General features: G+C 68.2%; 15 protein-coding genes. All 15 read left to right on the top strand.

Annotated features, from left to right (window positions below; all coding sequences use genetic code 11):
* The first annotated feature begins 11 nt into the window (after nt 1–11).
* The 15 genes from IW248_RS15615 to mmsB all read left to right on the top strand — a co-directional run bounded on the left by IW248_RS15615 (nt 12) and on the right by mmsB (nt 21,469).
* Nucleotides 12–989 carry an ATP-binding cassette domain-containing protein gene (locus IW248_RS15615; RefSeq protein WP_196927593.1) on the top strand — a complete coding sequence of 326 codons (978 nt, stop codon included), beginning with the start codon at nt 12–14 and terminating at the stop codon, nt 987–989.
* Nucleotides 986–1,774 (top strand): ABC transporter permease, encoded by a 789-nt coding sequence (locus IW248_RS15610; RefSeq protein ID WP_196927592.1) that lies wholly within the window; start codon nt 986–988, stop codon nt 1,772–1,774. The genes IW248_RS15615 and IW248_RS15610 overlap by 4 nt, the downstream gene beginning before the upstream one ends.
* 751 nt (nt 1,775–2,525) lie before the next feature.
* Nucleotides 2,526–4,208 (top strand): ribulokinase, encoded by a 1,683-nt coding sequence (gene araB / locus IW248_RS15605; protein WP_196927591.1) that lies wholly within the window; start codon nt 2,526–2,528, stop codon nt 4,206–4,208.
* A complete protein-coding gene (locus IW248_RS15600; protein WP_196921969.1) occupies nt 4,205–4,897 on the top strand; it encodes an L-ribulose-5-phosphate 4-epimerase in 693 nt (230 codons plus the stop codon). Before araB ends, IW248_RS15600 begins: the two co-directional genes overlap by 4 nt.
* 128 nt (nt 4,898–5,025) lie before the next feature.
* On the top strand, nt 5,026–6,030 hold the full coding sequence (locus IW248_RS15595) for an ABC transporter substrate-binding protein (protein WP_372432393.1): 1,005 nt from the start codon (nt 5,026–5,028) through the stop codon (nt 6,028–6,030).
* 189 nt (nt 6,031–6,219) lie between these two features.
* Nucleotides 6,220–7,761, top strand: a complete 1,542-nt coding sequence (locus IW248_RS15590) for a sugar ABC transporter ATP-binding protein (RefSeq protein WP_196927590.1) — start codon at nt 6,220–6,222, stop codon at nt 7,759–7,761.
* Nucleotides 7,758–8,828: an ABC transporter permease gene (locus IW248_RS15585; RefSeq protein WP_196927589.1), complete on the top strand. Its 1,071-nt coding sequence runs from the start codon at nt 7,758–7,760 to the stop codon at nt 8,826–8,828. The genes IW248_RS15590 and IW248_RS15585 overlap by 4 nt, the downstream gene beginning before the upstream one ends.
* On the top strand, nt 8,825–9,814 hold the full coding sequence (gene yjfF / locus IW248_RS15580) for a galactofuranose ABC transporter, permease protein YjfF (protein WP_124820273.1): 990 nt from the start codon (nt 8,825–8,827) through the stop codon (nt 9,812–9,814). Before IW248_RS15585 ends, yjfF begins: the two co-directional genes overlap by 4 nt.
* A gap of 26 nt (nt 9,815–9,840) precedes the next feature.
* A complete protein-coding gene (gene araA, locus IW248_RS15575) occupies nt 9,841–11,343 on the top strand; it encodes an L-arabinose isomerase (protein WP_196927588.1) in 1,503 nt (500 codons plus the stop codon).
* Nucleotides 11,344–11,684: 341 nt separating this feature from the next.
* Nucleotides 11,685–13,790, top strand: a complete 2,106-nt coding sequence (locus IW248_RS15570; RefSeq protein ID WP_196927587.1) for an RICIN domain-containing protein — start codon at nt 11,685–11,687, stop codon at nt 13,788–13,790.
* Nucleotides 13,791–14,202: 412 nt separating this feature from the next.
* A complete protein-coding gene (locus IW248_RS15565; RefSeq protein ID WP_196927586.1) occupies nt 14,203–15,189 on the top strand; it encodes a LacI family DNA-binding transcriptional regulator in 987 nt (328 codons plus the stop codon).
* 300 nt (nt 15,190–15,489) lie between these two features.
* On the top strand, nt 15,490–17,145 hold the full coding sequence (locus tag IW248_RS15560) for a glycoside hydrolase family 27 protein (protein WP_196927585.1): 1,656 nt from the start codon (nt 15,490–15,492) through the stop codon (nt 17,143–17,145).
* A gap of 312 nt (nt 17,146–17,457) precedes the next feature.
* A complete protein-coding gene (gene chvE, locus IW248_RS15555; RefSeq protein ID WP_307787982.1) occupies nt 17,458–18,600 on the top strand; it encodes a multiple monosaccharide ABC transporter substrate-binding protein in 1,143 nt (380 codons plus the stop codon).
* Between the two features lie 83 nt (nt 18,601–18,683).
* A complete protein-coding gene (gene mmsA, locus IW248_RS15550; RefSeq protein WP_196927584.1) occupies nt 18,684–20,222 on the top strand; it encodes a multiple monosaccharide ABC transporter ATP-binding protein in 1,539 nt (512 codons plus the stop codon).
* Nucleotides 20,219–21,469, top strand: a complete 1,251-nt coding sequence (gene mmsB / locus IW248_RS15545) for a multiple monosaccharide ABC transporter permease (RefSeq protein WP_124820280.1) — start codon at nt 20,219–20,221, stop codon at nt 21,467–21,469. The genes mmsA and mmsB overlap by 4 nt, the downstream gene beginning before the upstream one ends.
* Nucleotides 21,470–21,483: the final 14 nt, after the last annotated feature.

Raw genomic sequence — 21,483 nt, 5'->3', positions numbered from 1 at the left:
ATGAGGAGACCATGACCAGCTCCATGAACCCCGCGATCGTCGCCACCGACCTGCGCAAGTCCTACGGCGACAAGGTCGTGCTGGACGGCATCGACCTGATGATCACCGAGGGCACGATCTTCGCGTTGCTCGGTCCCAACGGCGCCGGCAAGACCACCACAGTGCAGATCCTCTCCACCCTGATCAACGCCGACGGCGGCGACGCCCGCATCTTCGGCAACGACCTGGCCCGAGAGCCCGACGCGGTACGCGCGCTGATCGGCGTCACCGGCCAGTTCTCCGCCGTCGACAACCTGCTCACCGGTCGGGAGAACCTGACCCTGATGGCCGACCTGTGCCACCTGGACAGGGCCGCCGGTCGGCGACGGATCGCCGACCTGCTCGACCAGTTCGACCTGACCGAGGCGGCGGCCAAGCCGGTGTCGACGTACTCCGGTGGCATGCGCCGCCGGCTCGACCTCGCGATGACCCTGGTCGGCGATCCCCGCGTCATCTTCCTCGACGAGCCGACCACCGGCCTCGACCCGCGTAGCCGCCGGGCCATGTGGCACATCATCCGCGCACTCGCCGCCGAGGGCGTCACCATCCTGCTCACCACGCAGTACCTGGAGGAGGCCGACCAGCTCGCCGACCGGGTGGCGTTCCTCGACCACGGCCGACTGATCGCCGAGGGCACGCCACGCGAGCTCAAGCGGCTCATCCCGGGCGGCCACGTCGTGTTGCAGTTCGCCGACCAGGAGGGGCTCGACTCGGCGGCCCGAACGTTCGAGGCCGGCACCCGGGACGACGCGGCGCTCACCCTCCAGGTGCCGAGTGACGGCGGGGTCGGGTCGCTGCGATCCCTGCTCGACCAGCTCGACGGCGCCTCGATCAGCGTTGCGGGGCTCTCCGTGCACACCCCCGACCTCGACGACGTCTTCCTCACCCTCACCGGTCAGCCCGACACCCGGGCCGACCGACCCGACCACGAAAGGGCTCCCGCGCGATGAGCACCCTCTCCCTCGCCGTCCGCGACTCGAGCACCATGCTGCGGCGCAACCTGCTGCACATGCGGCGGTACCCGTCGATGACGTTCCTGCTCATCGGCATCCCGATCATCATCCTGCTGCTCTTCGTCTACGTCTTCGGCGGCACGCTCGGCGCCGGCCTCGGCCCGACCGGCGACCGTTCCGAGTACGCCAACTACGTCACCCCTGGCATCCTGCTCATCACTGTGGTCAGCGCCGCGCAGGGCACCGCCATCTCGGTCGCGATGGACATGACCGAGGGGATCATCGCCCGGTTCCGGACGATGTCGATCTTCCGACCGTCGGTGCTGACGGGCCACGTACTGGGCAGCCTGGTCCAGACCCTGCTCAGCCTCGCGGCCGTCACCCTCGTGGCGCTGCTGGTCGGGTTCCGGCCCACGGCCAACGCGGTCGAATGGCTCGCCGCGATCGGCGTGCTCGCAATGATCACTTTTGCGCTCACCTGGCTGTCCGTCGCCCTTGGTCTGGTCAGTGACAGCGTCGAGACGGCCAGCAACCTGCCCATGCCGCTGATCCTCCTGCCGTTCCTCGGCAGCGGGTTCGTCCCCACCGACTCCATGCCGGCCGCGGTGCGGTTGTTCGCGGAGTACCAGCCCTTCACGCCGGTCATGGAGACCCTTCGCGGCCTGCTCCTGGGCACCGGGATCGGGAACAACGGGATCATCGCGGTCGTCTGGTGCGCCGTCATCACCGTGGGCTGCTTCCTCTGGGCCAAGGCCCTGTACAACCGCAACCGGACGGCCTGATCCGACCGGCCCGCGGTCTCGCATCGCGACAGAGAGCCGGCGGCTCGGCCCAGCGGGGTCGGGCCGCCGGCTCGTGGCGTCACGCGACCTGGGGACCGGCGGCGCGAGCGCATGGCGGCGGGCGGCGGGCCGTGGGCCGTGGGCCGTGGGCCGGCGGATCATCACATGATCGACTCCGATGTCGCGGAGCCGTCCGGTCGCACCGCCGCGGACCCCGCGACTTCAGGAAACACGAGTGGACCTTGCTCGCCGGCGCCGTCCGACGCGTGGCCGACCCGGGCGACGGGGGCGCACCAAGACGTTGAATGTTATCGATAACACAGTCACGTCGGCCGGCTGCGCGCGGCGCGGCTCGCCCCTCCGGAGTGCTCAGCCATGAGCCCGTATGGTCATCTATGGCCGTGGAGCGGATCTGAACACCGGAGCACGACGCCCGGCCGATGTTATCGCTGCCATCATCGCCGAAAGTTACGTGGTCGCTATCGCACGGTCGTCCCGCAGTGTCCGGCGCGGTGACCCTGTCGCCCCACCTGTCGACGCCTTCCCGGGCGGCAGCGATTCCACGAGGTAGCCCCTTTCGTCGCATGTCTGCCACGGTTGACGCCGGAATCGCGCGTTTTGCACCGGTCCGCTATCGACCCTCCCGAGTCGGTCCGCCTTCTGCGTTCCGTTACGGAGCTGTTGCGGGTAGATGTCTTGACGAGCCTGGATGTGAGCGTTAACACTATCCCCGTTAACGGTGGAGGTGAACATGAACCGTGTGGACGGAGCTGACGACCGCTACGTCGTCGGTGTCGACTACGGCACCCTGTCCGGGCGAGCTCTGGTGGTCCGTGTCGGCGATGGTGCCGAGTTGGGGACCGCGGTGCACGAGTACGGCGATGGCGTGATGAGCACGGCGCTCCCTGGGGGTCGATCGCTACCCCCGGACTGGGCCCTGCAGAACCCGCAGGACTACCGCGACGTGCTGCGGTACGCCGTCCCGGCGGCGGTTGCCGCCGCGGGGGTGGACCCGGCGGCGGTGGTCGGCATCGGCATCGACTTCACCGCCTGCACCGTGCTGCCGACGCTCGCCGACGGCACCCCGCTGTGCGAGACGCCCGAGTTGCGCGACCGACCGCACGCCTGGGTCAAGCTGTGGAAGCACCACGCCGCGCAGCCGCACGCCGACCGGATCAACGCGCTGGCCCACGAGCGGGCCGAGCCGTGGATCGGCCGGTACGGCGGCAAGATCTCCGCCGAGTGGCAGTACGCCAAGGGCCTGCAGATCCTGGAGGAGGACCCGGAGGTCTACGACCGGGCCGAGCGCTTCATCGAGGCGGCCGACTGGATCGTCTGGCAGCTCTGCGGCACCGAGACCCGCAACGTCTGCACGGCCGGATACAAGGGCATCCTGCAGGACGGTCACTATCCCTCCGAGGGCTTCCTGACCGCGCTCAACCCCGACTTCGGCGACTTCGTGGCCAAGTTGGACGGCCCGTTGCTGCCCCTCGGCGCCCGGGCCGGCGCGCTCACCGCCCAGGCCGCCGCATGGACCGGTCTGCCGGAGGGGATCGCGGTGGCCGTCGGCAACGTCGACGCGCACGTCACCGCGGCGTCCGCGCAGGCGGTGGAGCCCGGTCGTCTGGTCGCCATCATGGGCACCTCGACCTGCCACGTCGTCAACGGCGCGGAGGTCGCCGAGGTGGCCGGCATGTGCGGTGTCGTGGACGGCGGCATCAGCCCCGGCGCGTGGGGTTACGAGGCCGGACAGAGCGGCGTCGGTGACATCTTCGGCTGGTTCGTCGAGCACGCCGCCCCGGCCGGGATCGACTCGCACGAACGCCTCACCGAGCTGGCCGCGAGTCAGCCCGTCGGCGCGCACGGCCTGATCGCCCTGGACTGGTGGAACGGCAACCGTTCCCTGCTTGTCAACCACGACCTCAGCGGGATGGTCGTCGGCATGACCCTGGCCACCCGGCCGCAGGACATCTACCGGGCCCTGCTGGAGTCCACCGCGTACGGCACCCGGATGATCATCGAGGCGTTCGTCGACGCCGGAGTCCCGGTGAACGACCTGGTGATCGCGGGTGGTCTGACCAACAACGCGCTGCTGATGCAGATCTACGCCGACGTGACCAGGCGACCGCTGAACATCATCGCCTCGGCGCAGGGGCCGGCGCTGGGCTCGGCGATCCACGCCGCCGTCGCCGCCGGTGAGTTCCCCTCGATCCACGAGGCGTCGCAGGCGATGGGTCGGGTGCACGAGGCCGTCTACCGTCCGGACCCCGAGCGGGCGCGCGCCTACGACGCTCTCTACGCCGAGTACCGGGCGCTGCACGACCACTTCGGTCGCGGCGGCAACGACGTCATGCTCCGCCTTCGGGCGATCCGCAACGCGGCGGTCGAGACCGCCGCGGCCACGCACGAGGCCCCGCTGGAGGTGGTGGCGTGAACGCCGAGGTGACCCGACAGATCGGCGAGCTGCGCGAGACCGTCGCCCGCCTGCACGCCGAGCTGACCCGGTACAACCTGGTCGCCTGGACGTCCGGCAACGTCTCCGCGCGGGTCCCCGGCCAGGATCTGATGGTGATCAAGCCGAGTGGGGTCAGCTACGACGACCTCACCGCGGCCACGATGGTGGTGTGCGACCTCGACGGCGTTCTCGTCGAGGGCGACTTCGCCCCGTCCAGCGACACCGCCGCCCACGCCTACGTCTACCGGGCCATGCCCGAGGTCGGCGGGGTCGTGCACACGCACAGCTCGTACGCGACCGCCTGGGCCGCGTGTGGGGAGTCGATCCCCTGCCACCTCACCGCGCAGGCCGACGAGTTCGGCGGGGAGATCCCGATCGGCCCGTTCGCGCTGATCGGCGGCGACGACATCGGCAAGGGCATCGTCGCCACGCTCTCCGGGCATCGCTCGCCCGCGGTGCTGATGCGCAACCACGGCGTGTTCACCATCGGCCGCGACGCCCGCGCGGCGGTCAAGGCGGCGGTCATGTGCGAGGACGTGGCCCGTACCGCGCACCTGGCCCACACCCTCGGGCAGCCGGTCCCGATGGCGCAGGCCGACATCGACTCCCTCTACGACCGCTACCAGAACGTCTACGGCCAACAACCAGTCGCACCAGCGGGTTCCTGACCCTGCACCGATCATCCGGGCCCGTCGGTCTGCACCACGACGCACCAGCACGCACCACCCGCGTTCGCCGCTCTTTCGCACCTCGGCGGTCGGCGCGGTTACCCACCACATCCAGCCAAGGAGATTCGATGGGAAAGATGCGAACGCAGTCCGCTCCGTGGCGCGCTGCCGCGGTCCTCGCCAGCGTGCTGCTGGTCGGCGGCGTGGCGGCCTGCGGCAACAGTGACACGGGCGGCGGCGGCACCAAGGACGACGGCAAGATCACGATGGGCTTCTCCCAGGTCGGCGCGGAGAGCGGATGGCGTACGGCGAACACCATCTCGATCAAGGAGGCCGCCACGGCAGCCGGGATCGAGCTGAAGTTCGACGACGCGCAGCAGAAGCAGGAAAACCAGATCAAGGCGATCCGCAACTACATCCAGCAGAAGGTCGACGTGATCGCCTTCTCGCCGGTGGTGGAGTCCGGGTGGGACACCGTGCTCAAGGAGGCCAAGGATGCCAACATCCCGGTCATCCTGACCGACCGCTCGGTGGACTCGGCCGACAAGTCGCTGTACAAGACCTTCCTCGGCTCGGACTTCGTCAAGGAGGGCAAGCTCGCCGGTGAGTGGCTGGTCGAGCAGAAGAAGACCGCCTCGGGCCCGGTGAACATCGTCGAGCTGCAGGGCAGCACCGGCGCGGCACCGGCGAACGACCGTAAGAAGGGCTTCGCCGAGGCGATCGCCGCCAACCCGAACCTGAAGGTCATCGCCTCTCAGACGGGCGACTTCACCCGGGCCGGCGGTAAGCAGGTCATGGAGCAGTTCCTCAAGGCCAACAAGCAGATCGACGTGCTGTTCGCGCACAACGACGACATGGGCCTGGGTGCTCTCGAGGCGATCACCGCCGCGGGCAAGGTGCCGGGCAAGGACATCACCATCATCACGATCGACGCTGTCAAGGACGGCATGCAGGCTCTCGCCGACGGGAAGTTCAACTTCATCGCGGAGTGCAGCCCGCTGCTCGGCCCACAGCTGATGGACCTCGCCAAGAAGGTCAAGGACGGCCAGGAGGTGCCTGCTCGGATCGAGACGCAGGAGACCACCTTCACGTCCGAGCAGGCCAAGGAAGCTCTGCCCAACCGTAAGTACTGATCGACGACGGGGCCGCCGCGTTCGCGTGGCGGCCCCGCCGCGTCGCTTTCCTACCCGAAACGGACCGGGCTTGGCCCGCGACGGCCCCCGTATCACGCCCGCCCGAGCGACCCCCAGGGGACGACCGGGCGGGCGTGGCGGGAGCGTAGCGGCCCTTCCGTGTCGACAACCCAGAAGAGGTCTGATGGGATGACGGATAGCCGTCCGGTCCTGACGATGACCGGGATCAGCAAGTCCTTCCCCGGGGTGCGTGCACTCCACGACGTCAACTTCCAGCTTTTCCCCGGCGAGGTGCACGCCCTGATGGGCGAGAACGGCGCCGGCAAGTCGACACTCATCAAGGTGTTGACAGGCGTCTACGACACCGACGAGGGTGCGATCACCCTCGATGGCGAGCCCGTGTCGTTCACCGGGCCGATGCAGGCGACCGCCGCTGGTGTGAGCACCGTGTTCCAAGAGGTCAACCTCTGCACCAACCTGTCGGTGGCGGAGAACATCTTCATCGGCCGTGAGCCTCGACTCCTCGGCGCGGTCCGTTGGGGTGAGGTTCGCCGCCGCGCCCGAGCGCTGCTCACCCGCCTCGACCTCGACCTCGACGTCAGCGCGCCGCTCGGCTCGTACTCCCTGGCGATCCAGCAGATGGTCGCCATCGCCCGCGCCATCGACATCAAGGCCCGGGTGCTGATCCTGGACGAGCCGACGTCCAGCCTCGACGCCAGCGAGGTGGCGCAGCTGTTCCGCATCATGCGGCAACTGCGCGACCAGGGCATCGCCATCCTGTTCGTGACCCACTTCCTCGACCAGGTCTACGAGATCGCCGACCGGATCACCGTGCTGCGCAACGGCGGGCTCGTCGGCGAGTACCTCACCTCCGAGCTGCCCCAGCTGTCCCTGGTCGAGAAGATGATCGGCAAGGAGCTCGACGTCCTGGAGGGCATCGAGGAGCACTCCCGACGGGACCTGGCCGCGCTGGAGGAGGGCACCCCCCTGGTGGCGGTGTCGAACTTCGGTCGGGCGGGCGCTGTCGAGCCGTTCAGCCTCACCATCCACGCCGGCGAGGTGGTGGGCCTGGCCGGCCTGCTGGGCTCGGGGCGTACCGAGGTCGCGCGGTTGTTGTTCGGCGCCGACCGGACCGACGGCGGTCAGGTCGCGGTCGACGGCACGGCGAGCAGCCTGCGCACCCCCGCCCAGGCCATCGACCACGGCGTGGGCTTCTGTTCGGAGAACCGCCGCGCCGAGGGGATCGTCGCCGACCTGTCGGTCCGCGAGAACATGATCCTCGCCATGCAGGCGGCCCGCGGCTGGCTGCGGCCCATTCCGCGTCGTCGCCAGGACGAGCTGGTCGACAAGTACGTCAAGGCCCTCAACATCCGGCCCGCCGACCCGGAGGTTCCGGTACGCAACCTCTCCGGCGGCAACCAGCAGAAGGTGCTGCTGGCCCGGTGGCTGATCACCGAGCCACGACTGCTGATCCTCGACGAGCCGACCCGGGGCATCGACATCGGCGCGAAGACCGAGATCCAGAAGCTCGTGACGCAGTTGTCCGACGGGGGCATGGCGGTGCTGTTCATCTCCGCCGAGCTGGAGGAGGTGCTGCGCCTCAGCCACAAGGTGGCCGTGATGCGGGACCGGCAGATGGTCGCGCAGCTCGCCAACGACGAGAGCCTCGACGCCGACCGCATCATGCAGACCATCGCCAGCGGATCGCACCGGGAGGAGGCAGACCGATGAACGACACCATGAGCCGCTATCGGACGATGATGGGTCACCGGCTGTTCTGGCCCGCCGCCGTGCTCTTCGTCATGCTCGCCGCGAACACCATCTATCGGCCCGGGTTCCTGTCCATCGAGCTCAAGGACGGGCACCTGTACGGCACGCCGATCGACATCCTGCGGCTGAGCGCACCACTGATCCTCGTCGCGTTGGGCATGACCCTGGTCATCTCGACCGGCGGCATCGACCTGTCGGTCGGCTCGCTCTGCGCGATCAGCGGCGCGATCGCCTGCATGTACATCAGCAAGCAGCCCGACCAGAACAGCGTCGGGGTGGTGGTGACCGCCCTCGCGATGGCGATGGGGGTGTCGCTCGTGCTCGGCGCCTGGAACGGGGTGCTGGTGGCCGTGATCGGCATCCAACCGATCATCGCCACCCTGATCCTGATGGTCGCCGGCCGGGGTCTCGCCCAGCTGATCACCGAGGGCCAGATCATCACCATCAACTCCGAGCCGTACCGGGCGATCGGCCTGGGCCACGCGTTGACCCTGCCGCTGGCCATCTTCATCGCCCTCGCGGCGGCCCTGCTGGTCGCCGCGTTCACCCGGCGCACCGCACTCGGCATGATCATCGAGTCGGTGGGCGGCAACGCGGTGGCCAGCCGGCTCGCCGGCATCCGGTCCGGCCGGGTCATCTTCCTCGCGTACGTGATCAGCGCCGCGTGCGCCGCGATCGCCGGCTTCATGATGACGGCCAACGTCTCCAGCGCCGACGGCAACGCCGCCGGCCTCTGGGTCGAGCTGGACGCGATCCTCGCTGTCGTCATCGGCGGTACGTCCCTCGCGGGCGGCCGGTTCTTCCTCAGCGGCACGATCATCGGCGCGCTGATCATCCAGACCCTGACCACCACCGTGTACGCCATGGACATCTCACCGCAGACCTCGCTGCTGTTCAAAGCGGTGGTCGTCATCGCCGTCTGCCTCATCCAGGCACCGGCCTTCCGGGCCCGGTTCGGCCGCCGTAGGCGCAACGCCCCGCCGGCCGCCAACATCGCCGACAAGCCGAAGGAGCAGGTGCCGGCATGACCACTGGAACGCTTACCGCCGGTCGTACCCGGTTCCGGCTGCCGAGGAAGCAGATACCGGTCCTGGCGACGCTCGCCCTGCTGCTGGTGATGTACGGCATCGGCGTCTCGCAGTACTCGGCGTTCTCCAACGTCCAGGTCATCTTCAACGTCTTCATCGACAACGGCTTCCTGCTCGTCGTCGCGGTGGGCATGACCTTCGTGATCCTCACCGGTGGCATCGACCTGTCGGTCGGGTCGGTCGTGGCCATGACGGCGATGGTGTCGGCCGCGTTGCTGCAGGACGGCATGCCGGCGGCGCTGGTGCTCGTCATCGCCCTGCTCATCGGTCCGACGCTCGGCCTGTTGATGGGCTGCGTCATCCACTTCTTCGAGATCCAGCCGTTCATCGTCACGCTCGCCGGTATGTTCTTCGCCCGGGGCATGTGCACGTTCATCTCCGGCGCGTCGATCCCGATCACCGACGGGTTCTGGACCTCGATGTCGCAGGAGCGGATCGGTAATCCGCAGGGCAACTTCGTGTCGATCAGCGTGCTGATCGCCTTCGTGGTGGTCGTCATCGCCGCGTACACGCTTGCCTACACCCGGTTGGGCCGCAACGTGTACGCCATCGGCGGCAACCCGCAGTCGGCGCTGCTGATGGGCCTGCCGGTGGGGCGGACCCGGATCGCCGTCTACACGATCAGTGGCCTGTGCTCGGCCATCGGCGGGATCCTGCTGTCCTTCTACACCCTCTCCGGCGCGCCTCTGATCGCCGTGGGGATGGAGCTGGACGTCATCGCCGCCGTCGTCATCGGTGGCACGGTGCTCACCGGCGGCGCGGGTTACGTTTTCGGCACGGTGCTCGGCGTACTGGTCCTGGGCGTGATCCAGACCCTTATCACCTTCGATGGGAGCCTGAACTCCTGGTGGACCAAGATCGTGATTGGCGGCCTGCTCTTCGCGTTCATCCTCCTGCAGCGCCTCATCGGAATCCGTTACAAGTGACCGCCCCTCTCGCGGAAGGCAACCCCATGGCACCACACACAGAACCCGAGATCTGGTTCCTCACCGGCAGCCAAGGCATGTACGGCGAGGAGACGCTCCGCCAGGTGGCCGAGCAGTCCCGCCAGATCGCGGCCGCGCTCGACGACTCGCCGCAGATTCCCGCCCGCGTGGTCTGGAAGCCCGTCCTGACCAACAGCGGCGAGATCCTGCAGGTCTGCCGGGACGCGGCCGCTCAGGGTGCCGTCGGGGTCATCGCCTGGATGCACACGTTCTCGCCGGCCAAGATGTGGATCTCCGGTCTGGACGCGTTGCAGACACCGCTGCTGCACCTGCACACCCAGGCCAACGTTCTGCTGCCGTGGAACGACATCGACATGGACTTCATGAACCTGAACCAGGCCGCCCACGGCGACCGCGAGTTCGGGTACATCCAGACGCGTCTCGGTGTGGCCCGTAAGACGGTGGCCGGGCACGTCAGTGACCCGCGGGTGACCACCCGGGTCGGGGCGTGGGCGCGCGCCGCGCTGGGCTGGTCGGCGATGCGGTCGCTGCGCCTGGCCCGCTTCGGTGACAACATGCGCGACGTCGCGGTGACCGAGGGCGACAAGGTCGAGGCCGAGCTGCGGTTCGGGGTCTCGGTCAACACCTACGGCGTCAACGACCTGGTCGAGGTGGTCGGCGAGGTCACCGACGCGCAGGTGGCCGACCTGGTCAAGGAGTACGAGGACACCTACCGCATCGTCGGCGAGCTGCTGCCCGGCGGCGAGCAGCACGACTCGCTGCGGTACGCCGCACGCCTGGAACTGGGCATGCGCGCCTTCCTGGACGCGGGTGGGTTCCGGGCCTTCACGACGAACTTCGAGGACCTCGGGGGGCTGCGTCAGCTGCCGGGCATCGCCGTGCAGCGGCTGATGGCGGACGGCTACGGCTTCGGCGGCGAGGGTGACTGGAAGACCTCGGTCCTGGTCCGCACCCTCAAGGCGATGTCGGTGGGCGTGAGCGGCGGCACGTCGTTCATGGAGGACTACACCTACGACCTCACCCCGGGCAACGAGCTGGTGCTCGGGGCCCACATGTTGGAGGTCTGCCCGACCATCGCCTCCGACGTGCCCAACGTGGAGATCCATCCGCTGAGCATCGGTGGCCGGGAGGACCCGGTCCGGCTGGTGTTCGACGCCGCACCCGGTCCGGCCGTGGTGCTCGGGTTGTCCGACATGGGGGAGCGTTTCCGGCTGGTGGCCAACGAGATCGACGTGGTGGCGCCGCCACAGCCGTTGCGCCGGTTGCCGGTTGCCCGTGCCGTCTGGCGTCCGCGCCCCGACCTGCCGGTCTCGGCCGAGGCGTGGATCACCGCGGGCGCCCCGCACCACACGGTGCTGTCGCAGGCGGTGGGCGTGGAGGAGCTGCACGACCTGGCGGAGATGAGTCGCACCGAGCTCGTCGTCATCGACGCCGATACGGAGCCCCGCCGCTTCGCCGACGAGCTGCGCTGGAACCAGGCGTACTACCGGCTGGCCCGCGGCTTCTGATTCGCGCGGCTCGGCCGCGCCTCGGACGGGTGGTCCGTCCCTGCCTGACATCCCTCGGGCAGGGGCTGGCCACCCGTCTGCGTGTCCGTCTAGCACGAGCGCCAGCCGATTGGGTTACGTCTTGACTAAGGCCGTGTTATCGCTCACAGTCTATAACCAAGACGGTCGATGTCTGCGCCTGGCCCGGCTCGCGATCATTTCTCCTCCCCGTGCACGACGATTCATCGGCGTGAATCACGATGAGTGATGTTAACGATCACATTCTGCGATCAGGCCAGCTCGGCACACCGCCCAGTGCCGCGGATGACGACCCGGGCCGTTCGGAACGCATAAGGAGGATCATGGTTGCCATCGGTCGGGTTCCCTGGACAACACCAGCGCGGGGGCGTGGTCGGCTGTCGCGGCTCGTCGCCGCCGCGGTCGCGGTGGTGATCGGCGGCGCCCTGGCGGCTGTCGCGCCGACCGCCGCGTCAGCGGCGACGGTGGACACCAACGCCTCCTACGTGTTGGTGAACCGGAACAGTGGTAAGGCGTTGGATCTGTACGCGTCGGCTACCAACGATGGGGCGCGGATCAGTCAGTGGACGCGTAACAACGGGGTGAACCAGCAGTGGCAGTTCGTGGACTCCGGTGGTGGCTATTACCGGGTCAAGTCGCGGCACTCGGGCAAGGTGCTGGATGTCAGTGGTTTCTCGACCGCTGATGGTGGGGCGATCGTGCAGTGGGCCGATCTTAACGGGACGAACCAGCAGTTCCGGTTGGCTGACTCCGATGGTGGTTATGTGCGGTTGATCAACCGCAACAGCAGCAAGGCCGTCGAGGTGCAGGGTGCGTCCACCGCGGATGGTGGGAACGTCGTGCAGTACGCCGACTGGGGTGGCACCAACCAGCAGTGGCAGCTCGTCCAGGTGGGCGGGACCGACCCCACGACGCCACCGCCCTCGAACGGCACGTACTCGAACCCGGCGATCTGGCAGGACTTCGCCGACGTCGACATCATCCGCGTGGACAACGCCTACTACATGTCCGCGTCCACCATGCACTACTCGCCGGGCGCGCCGGTCCTGCGCTCGTACGACCTGGTCAACTGGGAGTTCGCCGGCCACTCGGTGCCCAAGCTCGATTTCGGGTCGAAGTACGACATGAGCGGCGGTAACGCGTACGTCGACGGGATCTGGGCGTCGACGTTGAACTATCGGCCGAGCAACAAGACGTACTACTGGGCCGGCTGCATCGACTTCGCGCAGACCCACATCTACACCGCGTCGGCCGTCGACAGCACCTGGAGCAAGCACACCACCATCCCCAACTGCTACTACGACGCCGGCCTGCTGTTCGACGACAACGACACCCCGTACGTCGCGTACGGCAACGGCACGATCAGCGTGGCGCAGCTGTCCGCGGACGGGAAGTCCCAGGTCCGGGCCCAGCAGGTGTACCAGACGCCGTCGAGCATCGGGACGCTTGAGGGCGCCCGCTTCTACAAGCGCAACGGCGCCTACTACATCTGGCTCACCCGCCCGGCCAACGGCCAGTACGTGCTGAAGTCGACGAACGGCCCGTTCGGCCCGTACGAGCAGCGTCAGGTGCTGCTCAACCTGCCCGGTCCGATCTCTGGCGGCGGCGTGCCGCACCAGGGTGGGCTGGTGCAGACCCAGAACGGCGACTGGTACTACATGTCCTTCGTCGACGCGTACCCCGGTGGTCGGATGCCGGCCCTGGCCCCGATCACCTGGACCGGCGACGGCTGGCCTGTGCTGCAGACGGTCAACGGCGCGTGGGGCAGTTCCTACCCGAAGCCGAACCTGCCCGCGCCGCCCCGGGCGGTCAAGCCGCTCACCGGCAGCGACACGTTCGCCGGCACCACACTCGGCCCGCAGTGGGAGTGGAACCACAACCCCGACAACAGCAAGTGGTCGGTCAACAACGGCCTGAACCTGCAGACCGCCACCGTCACCGGCGACCTGTACAAGGCACGCAACACGCTGACCCACCGGATCCAGGGCCCCACCTCGACCGCGACCATCGAGCTGGACTACTCCACGATGCGCGACGGTGATCGCACCGGCCTGGCGGTGCTGCGCAACTCGTCGGCCTGGATCGGAGTCCGACGGGACAACGGGTCCACACGTCTGGTCATGCAGAACGGCCTGACGATGGACGGCAGCTGGAACACCACCAGCACCGGCAGCGAGGTGGCGAGCACCGCCGTCTCCGGTGGCCGGATCTGGTTGCGCGCCAACGCCGACATCAGACCCGGCTCCGGCCGGCAGGCCCGTTTCTCGTACAGCACCGACGGGGTCAACTTCACCTCGTTCGGCAACGCCCTGACGTTGGCGAACAACTGGCAGTTCTTCATGGGCTACCGATTCGCCATCTTCAATCACGCGACGCAGTCGCTCGGTGGCGCGGTCACCGTGCGGCGGTTCGACCTCACGACCCCGTGACACCTGTCACACGACGACCGGTCTGACCGGTGGCGCTGGCAACGCGTGCCTGACGGCATGTCGAGTCCGCGCCACCGCGTCAGGTCCTCGCCGGCCTGCTCCACGCTCTGTCCACGAGCGAGGGCAGGCCGGCGTGCCACGTCGCGGCCCTACCCGCACCGGTTGGCTGCGTACTCCGGGTGGGGCGCGACGTTGAACGGCTTCGGCGCCTCATACAGTCCACGCGCAGCCGTACCGTGTTCAGCACCGTCGCTGGCGTAGACTGTCGGCGATCCAGCGCTGGTCACCTGGGATTCAGCACCGGCGTGGTGACTGAGCGAGGGGGATCGGGCCGGGCCGCTCCAGTCGACGTCGACGGGCCGCGGGCCGGAGATGTAGCGGGGGGAGCGAAATGGCCGTCCACGGTCCCGCGATGACGGACGTTGCTCGTCTCGCCGGTGTCTCCCATCAGACGGTGTCACGGGTGCTCAACGGGCACCCCAACGTCCGTGAGCAGACCCGGCTTCGGGTACGCGCGGCGATCGCCGAACTCGGCTACCGCCCCAACGGCGCGGCACGCGCCCTGGTGACCGGTCGATCACAGGTCATCGGTGTGGTCGCGCAGAACACGACGCTCTACGGTCCGGCGTCGCTGCTGGCCGCGTTGGAGCAGACCGCCGCCGAAGAGGGTTTCGCGGTCAGTGTCGGCAGCGTGCGAAACCTCGACCACCGCTCCATCTCGGCGGCCGTCGAGCGGCACCTGTCGCACCGGGTCGCGGGCATCGTGGTCATCGCCCCGGTCGAGTCGGCCGGTGAGGCGCTGGAGCACCTGCCCAAGGACGTCCCACTGGTCACGGTCGACGGCGACCCGAGCCGGCCGGTGCCGCTGGTGACTGTCGACCAGGTTGCGGGCGCCCGGGCGGCGACGCAACATCTGCTCGACGCCGGGCACCGCACCGTCTGGCACGTGTCGGGGCCGACCGACTGGTTCGACAGCGTCGGCCGGATCGACGGCTGGCGGCAGGCGCTGCTGGCCGCCGGGCTGGATCCGCCGCCGCCGATGCCGGGGGACTGGTCCGCGGCGTCGGGTTACCGGTGCGGGCAGATGTTGGCGCGGATGCCGGAGGTCACCGCCGTCTTCACCGCCAACGACCATCTGGCGCTGGGTGTGTTGCGGGCGCTGCACGAGTTCGGCCGACGGGTGCCGGACGAGATCAGCGTGGTCGGCTTCGACGACGTGCCGGAGGCGGCGTACTTCATTCCGCCGCTGACCACCGTCCGACCGGACTTCGACGCGGTGGCGAGGGCGAGCCTGCAGATGCTGCTGTCCCAGATCGAGTCGGGCACCGCTGGGGCGCTGCGGCAGACCATCGCCCCGACTCTGGTCGCCCGCGAGAGCGTCGCCCCACCTCGTCGCTGACGGCCGGGGCCAACTGGAGTTCGCCCCCGCCGCTCCCCGCCCCGGTGGCAACGCGCGTGCGGGTCCGCGCCAGCCTGCGCCAATTTTCGGCTTCCGCATCGATAAGACGTGGCTCGATGGGTTGCGCACTGTAGCCAATCGATGTCAAACGATACGGCTGCGGCAAGGTATTGAACCTCGTGAAATGTCGCCGTAACATGATGTGCGTCTCTGTTAACGCTAACAAAAATTGGCGTCCAACTATCGGCGCACCGACCAGGGATCGTAGTCACCGGCGGGCGCCACCAACAAGGAGGCTCGATGAACCGCATTACCCGAGGTCGGCGCTGGGGGAGCGTGCTGGCGGCCGGAATACTGCTCGCCGGCGCCCTGGTCGGCTTTCGCGCCCCGACGGCGCAGGCGCTGGACAACGGCGTGGCGCGCACTCCCCCCATGGGTTGGAATTCGTGGAACTCGTTCGGCTGCAACATCAACGAGGGGCTGATCCGGCAGACGGCCGATGCGATCGTCAGCAGCGGCATGCGGGACCTGGGCTACAACTACGTCGTGGTCGACGACTGCTGGTTCAACCCGAACCGGGACAGCTCCGGCAACATCCAGGGCGACCCCAGCCGGTTCCCCAGCGGAATGAAGGCGCTCGGCGACTACCTGCACGCCCGGAACCTGAAGTTCGGCATCTACCAGGTGCCTGTCGACAAGACCTGCGCGCAGTACTTCGGCGCCTACCCCGGCGCGACCGGCAGCCGTGGCCACGAGGTGCAGGACGCGCGCCAGTTCGCCGCCTGGGGTGTCGACTTCCTCAAGTACGACTGGTGCTCGCCGGAGGGCAGCATCAACGACCAGGTGACCACCTTCGCCAAGATGCGTGACGCGCTGGCCGCCACCGGCCGACCGATCGTGTACAGCATCAACTCCAACAGCATCCACTCCAAGACCGGCCCGCAGCGCAACTGGGGCGACGTGGCGAACATGTGGCGAACCACCGAGGACATCACCAACGCGTGGGACACCGGGCAGAGCAACGGCTACCCGATGGGCATCCAGAACATCATCAACGTGACAGTTCCGCTGGCGTCCTACGCGAGGCCAGGAGGCTTCAACGACCCGGACATGATGGAGGTCGGTCGCGGCGGCATGAACGACACGGAGATGCGCAGCCACTTCGCGATGTGGGCGATCATGGCGTCTCCGCTGATCGCCGGCAACGACGTACGGAACATGAACTCCGCGACGCAGACCATCCTCAAGAACGCCAACCTGATCGCGATCAACCAGGACTCGCTCGGGTTGCAGGGGGTGCAGGTGTCCTTCGACGGCACCCGTCGGGTGCTGGCCAAGCCCCTCGCCAACGGTGACGTCGCCGTCGCCCTGTTCAACCAGAGCGGTTCGACGACGACGATCTCGACGACGGCCGCCGCCATCGGCAAGTCCGGCTCCTCGTTCACGCTGGTGGACGCGTGGACCGGTGGCACCAGCTCCAGCAGCGGGACCATCAGCGCCAGCGTTCCCGCGCACGGCACTGTGGTGTACCGGGTCAGCGGAGGCAGCACGGTTCCTCCGACGACGCCGCCGCCGACCACGTCGAGCGCGTACGCCAGCGCCGCCTCCGGCCGCTGCCTGGACGTCCCGAACAGCAACACGACGAACGGCACGCAGCCGGTCATCTGGGACTGCAACGGCGCCGCCAACCAGCGCTGGACCAGGAGCGGCCAGACCCTGCAGGCCCTCGGCAAGTGCCTGGACGCACCGTCGAACGCCGCGGCCGGCGCCAAGGTGCAGATCTGGGACTGCAACGGCGGGACCAACCAGCAATGGGCGGTCAACGCCAACGGCACGATCAGCAACACGCAGTCGGGGCTCTGCCTGGACGTGAACGGCAACGCCACCGCCAACGGCACCACGGTGATCCTCTGGACCTGCACCGCGGCGGCGAACCAGCGGTGGTCGCAGCGGTAGCCGATCGGGTCCGCCGGCCCCCGAGGTCGCGGCGACCCACCTGATTCGGCGGTAGTGCCGATGCCCGCGGACGACAGACGTCGTCCGCGGGCATCGGTCTGTAGGGTGCTGCGGGTGACCACGCTGAGTTGCCGCGTCCTGCCCTTCCGGCGGATCGGCCAGATGGCTACGCTCGCCTGGATGCTCCGTTACGAGACCGTGACACCGGTATTTCGGATCAGGTGTTGACGCAATCTATGTGAGCGCTAACACTACCCGAAAGATGACAGTTGGCCCCGGCAGTCGGCGGGGGAGTCCAGAGAGGAGAAGCCCGTGGGCAGGAAATTCCTGGTTGCTCTCGGCGGCGCGGCACTCGCGCTGAGTATGGCGGCGTGCAGCGGCGGGGGTGCGGGCAGCGGTGACAAGACCGGCGACGAGAAGCCCAGTGAGCTGACCATCGGCGTGTCGATGCCGACCCAGACCTCGGAGCGGTGGATCGCCGACGGCAACGCGGTGAAGTCGAAGCTTGAGGCCAAGGGCTACAAGGTCGACCTCCAGTACGCCGGCGACGACATCCCCACGCAGTCGCAGCAGGTCGACCAGATGATCACTCAGGGTGCGGATGTCCTGATTGTGGCGGCGATCGACGGCACCGCGCTGAACAGCCAGCTGCAGGCCGCCGCAGCCGCGAAGATCCCGGTCATCTCCTATGACCGGCTGATCCGCGGCAGCAAGGACGTCGACTTCTACGTCAGCTTCGACAACTACAAGGTTGGCGTCGCCCAGGGCACCGCGCTGCTCGTCGGACTCGGCCTGCTGAACAAGGACGGCTCGAAGGGCACCGCCAAGGGGCCGCTGAACGTCGAGCTCTTCGCCGGGTCACTGGATGACAACAACACCCAGTACTTCTTCAGCGGGGCGATGGACACCCTGAAGCCGTTCATCGAGAACGGCACGTTGATCGTCAAGTCCAAGCAGACCACCCCCGAGCAGGTCGCCATCCTGCGGTGGCAGCAGGAGACCGCGCAGAAGCGGATGGAGAACCTGCTGACCTCGGCCTACAACGACGGCTCGAAGGTCGACGGCGTGCTCTCGCCGTACGACGGCATCTCCCGCGGCATCATCACCGCCCTGCAGAACGCCGGCTACGGCAAGGGCGCGAAGAAGCTCCCGGTCGTTTCCGGCCAGGACGCGGAGATCGCCTCGATCAAGCTGATCAACGACGGCGTGCAGAGCTCCACGGTCTTCAAGGACACCCGCCTGCTCGCCGAGCAGGCCGTGAACGCCGCCGAGGCGTTCCTGCAGAAGAAGCAGCCGCAGGCCAACGACACCGAGACCTACAACAACGGTGTCAAGGTCGTCCCGGCGTACCTGCTGCCGATCGCGACCGTCTACAAGGACGACATCAAGGCGACGCTGATCGACTCCGGCTACTGGACGGCGGAAGAGGTCGCCGCCGGTCAGGCCAAGAAGTAAGCCACTCGTCGGGCCCGGCGGTCACCCGCCGGGCCCGACGCCTGGGCGTGTACCGCGTCCAGACCTGACGGAGGACAGTGACCATGGACGACACCATCCTCGAGATGCGTCGCATCACCAAGACCTTCCCCGGCGTGACCGCGCTGGAGGACGTCACCCTCGCAGTCCGGCGCGGGGAGATCCACGCCATCTGCGGTGAGAACGGCGCCGGCAAGTCCACCCTGATGAAGGTGCTGTCCGGCGTCCACCCGTCCGGCTCGTACGACGGTGAGATCCTCTTCGACGGCAAGCCGATGCAGTTCCGTGGCATCCGCGACAGCGAGGCCAACGGCATCGTCATCATCCACCAGGAGCTCGCCCTGGTGCCGTACCTGTCGATCGCGGAGAACATCTTCCTCGGCAACGAGCGGCGTGGCCGCAGCGGGCTCATCGACTGGAACTTCGCCAACGCCGAAGCGGCGAAGCTGCTGGCGTCCGTCGGGCTGCACGAGAACCCGGTCACCCCGGTCATCCAGCTCGGCGTCGGCAAGCAGCAGCTGGTGGAGATCGCCAAGGCGCTGTCGAAGAAGGTGCGCCTGCTGATCCTGGACGAGCCGACCGCCGCGCTCAACGACATCGACTCGGCACACCTGCTCGACCTGTTGCGGGCCCTCAAGGAGCAGGGCATCACCTGCATCATGATCTCGCACAAGCTCAACGAGATCACCGCCATCGCCGACTCGACCACTGTCATCCGTGACGGGCGCGCGGTGGAAACCCTCGACATGAAGTCCGACGACGTCAACCAGCAGCGGATCATCCGGGGCATGGTCGGGCGCGACCTGGACAGCTTCTACCCCGACCGCGAGTCGTCCCCCGGTGACGAGGTCCTCCGCATCGAGGACTGGACGGTGCGGCACCCGGTCCAGGACCGGATGGTCGTCGAGGGCGTCGCCCTGTCCGTACGCGCCGGTGAGGTCGTCGGCATCGCGGGCCTCATGGGGGCCGGGCGGACCGAGCTGGCCATGAGCGTGTTCGGTCGGTCCTACGGGCGCGACATCCGGGGCCGACTCTTCGTCCACGGGCGGGAGGTGCAGGCCCGTACCGTCGCCGAGGCGATCGACAATGGCATCGCCTACGTCACCGAGGACCGCAAGCGCTACGGCCTCAACCTCATCGACGACGTGCGGCGCAACGTGTCCGCCGCCGCGCTGGGCCGGCTGTCCCGCATGGGCTGGGTGAACGGCAACGAGGAGATCAAGGTTGCCGAGACGAGCCGCAAGGAGATGAACATCCGGACGCCGAGCGTCATGGCGGTGGTCGGCAAGCTCTCCGGCGGCAACCAGCAGAAGGTCGTGCTGTCGAAGTGGCTGTTCACCGACCCGGACGTGCTGATCCTCGACGAACCCACCCGCGGGATCGACGTCGGCGCCAAGTACGAGATTTACACGATCATCAACCGGCTGGTGGCCGCCGGTAAGGCGGTGATCGTCATCTCCTCCGAGCTGCCGGAGCTGCTCGGAATGTGCGACCGCATCTACACCCTCGCCGCCGGCCGGATCACCGGCGAGATGCCGGTGGCCGAGGCGACTCAGGAGAGCCTCATGGAGCTGATGACCAAGGACAAGGAGCTCGTCGGATGACAAGCATCAAGACCCCTTCGACGGAGCGCCCCACGCCGCCGGACAGCACGCCCACCGCCGCCCTGCACAGCGGGACGAGCGACCTGCGGGCGCTGGTGTTGAACAACCTGCGGCAGAGCGGGATCTACGTCGCCCTGGTCGTCATCGTCGCGCTCTTCGCGGTCCTGACCGACGGGGTGTTGCTGAGCCCCGGCAACATCACCAACATCGTCCTCCAGTACTCGTACATCCTGGTCCTCGCGATCGGCATGGTCATCCTGATCATCGGCGGGCACATCGACCTGTCGGTCGGATCGATCGTCGCGCTCACCGGGGCGGTCTCCGCCGTCCTGGTGATCCAGCAGGGCCATCCCTGGTGGATCGGCGTCGTGGCCGCGCTGGCCGTCGGCCTCGCGGTCGGCGCCTGGCACGGGTTCTGGGTGGCGTACGCCGGCATTCCGGCCTTCATCGTGACCCTGGCCGGCATGCTCCTGTTCCGGGGTCTCACCCTGCGGGTGCTCGACAACATCTCGCTGTCGCCGTTCCCGTCCGAGTACCAGCAGGTCGCGGCGGGCTTCCTCAACGGCCTGCTCGGTGGTGACGGCTTCGACGCCTTCACGCTGCTGATCGGCGCCATCGCCGTGGCCGGCTACGCGGTCAGCGGCTTCCGCACCCGCGTGGCGCGTATCCGCTACCAGCAGCCCGTCGAGTCGTTCCCGCTGTTCGTCGCCCGGGTCGTGCTGGTCGGCGCGGTCCTCATGTACTTCGCCTGGCAGCTGGCGCACGCCCGAGGGCTGCCGATCGTGCTGATCATCCTGGCGTTCCTGGTGCTGGTCTACGGCCTGCTCACCCGGCGTACCGTCTTCGGTCGCCAGGTCTACGCGATCGGTGGCAACCTGTCGGCGGCGGCGCTGTCCGGGGTGAAGGTCCGCACCGTCAACTTCTGGATGTTCGTCAACATGGGCTTCCTGGCGGCGGTGGCCGGCGTCATCTACTCGTCGCGGTCCAACGGCGCTCAGCCGGCCGCCGGCAACATGTTCGAGCTGGACGCGATCGCCGCGGCCTTCATCGGCGGCGCGGCCGTCACCGGCGGCGTGGGCACCGTGGTGGGCGCGATGGTCGGTGGTCTGATCATGGCGGTGATGAGCAACGGCATGCAGCTGATGGGCATCGACCAGTCGACCCAGTCGGTGGTGAAGGGTCTCGTCCTGCTCGTCGCGGTCGCCTTCGACGTCTACAACAAGCGTCGCGCCGGCACCGCCCGCTGACGCTCCGACGGTAC

This window comes from Micromonospora ureilytica, from assembly GCF_015751765.1.
GTDB classification, from domain to species: domain Bacteria; phylum Actinomycetota; class Actinomycetes; order Mycobacteriales; family Micromonosporaceae; genus Micromonospora; species Micromonospora ureilytica.
This window is presented reverse-complemented; position numbering and strand designations above follow the sequence as displayed.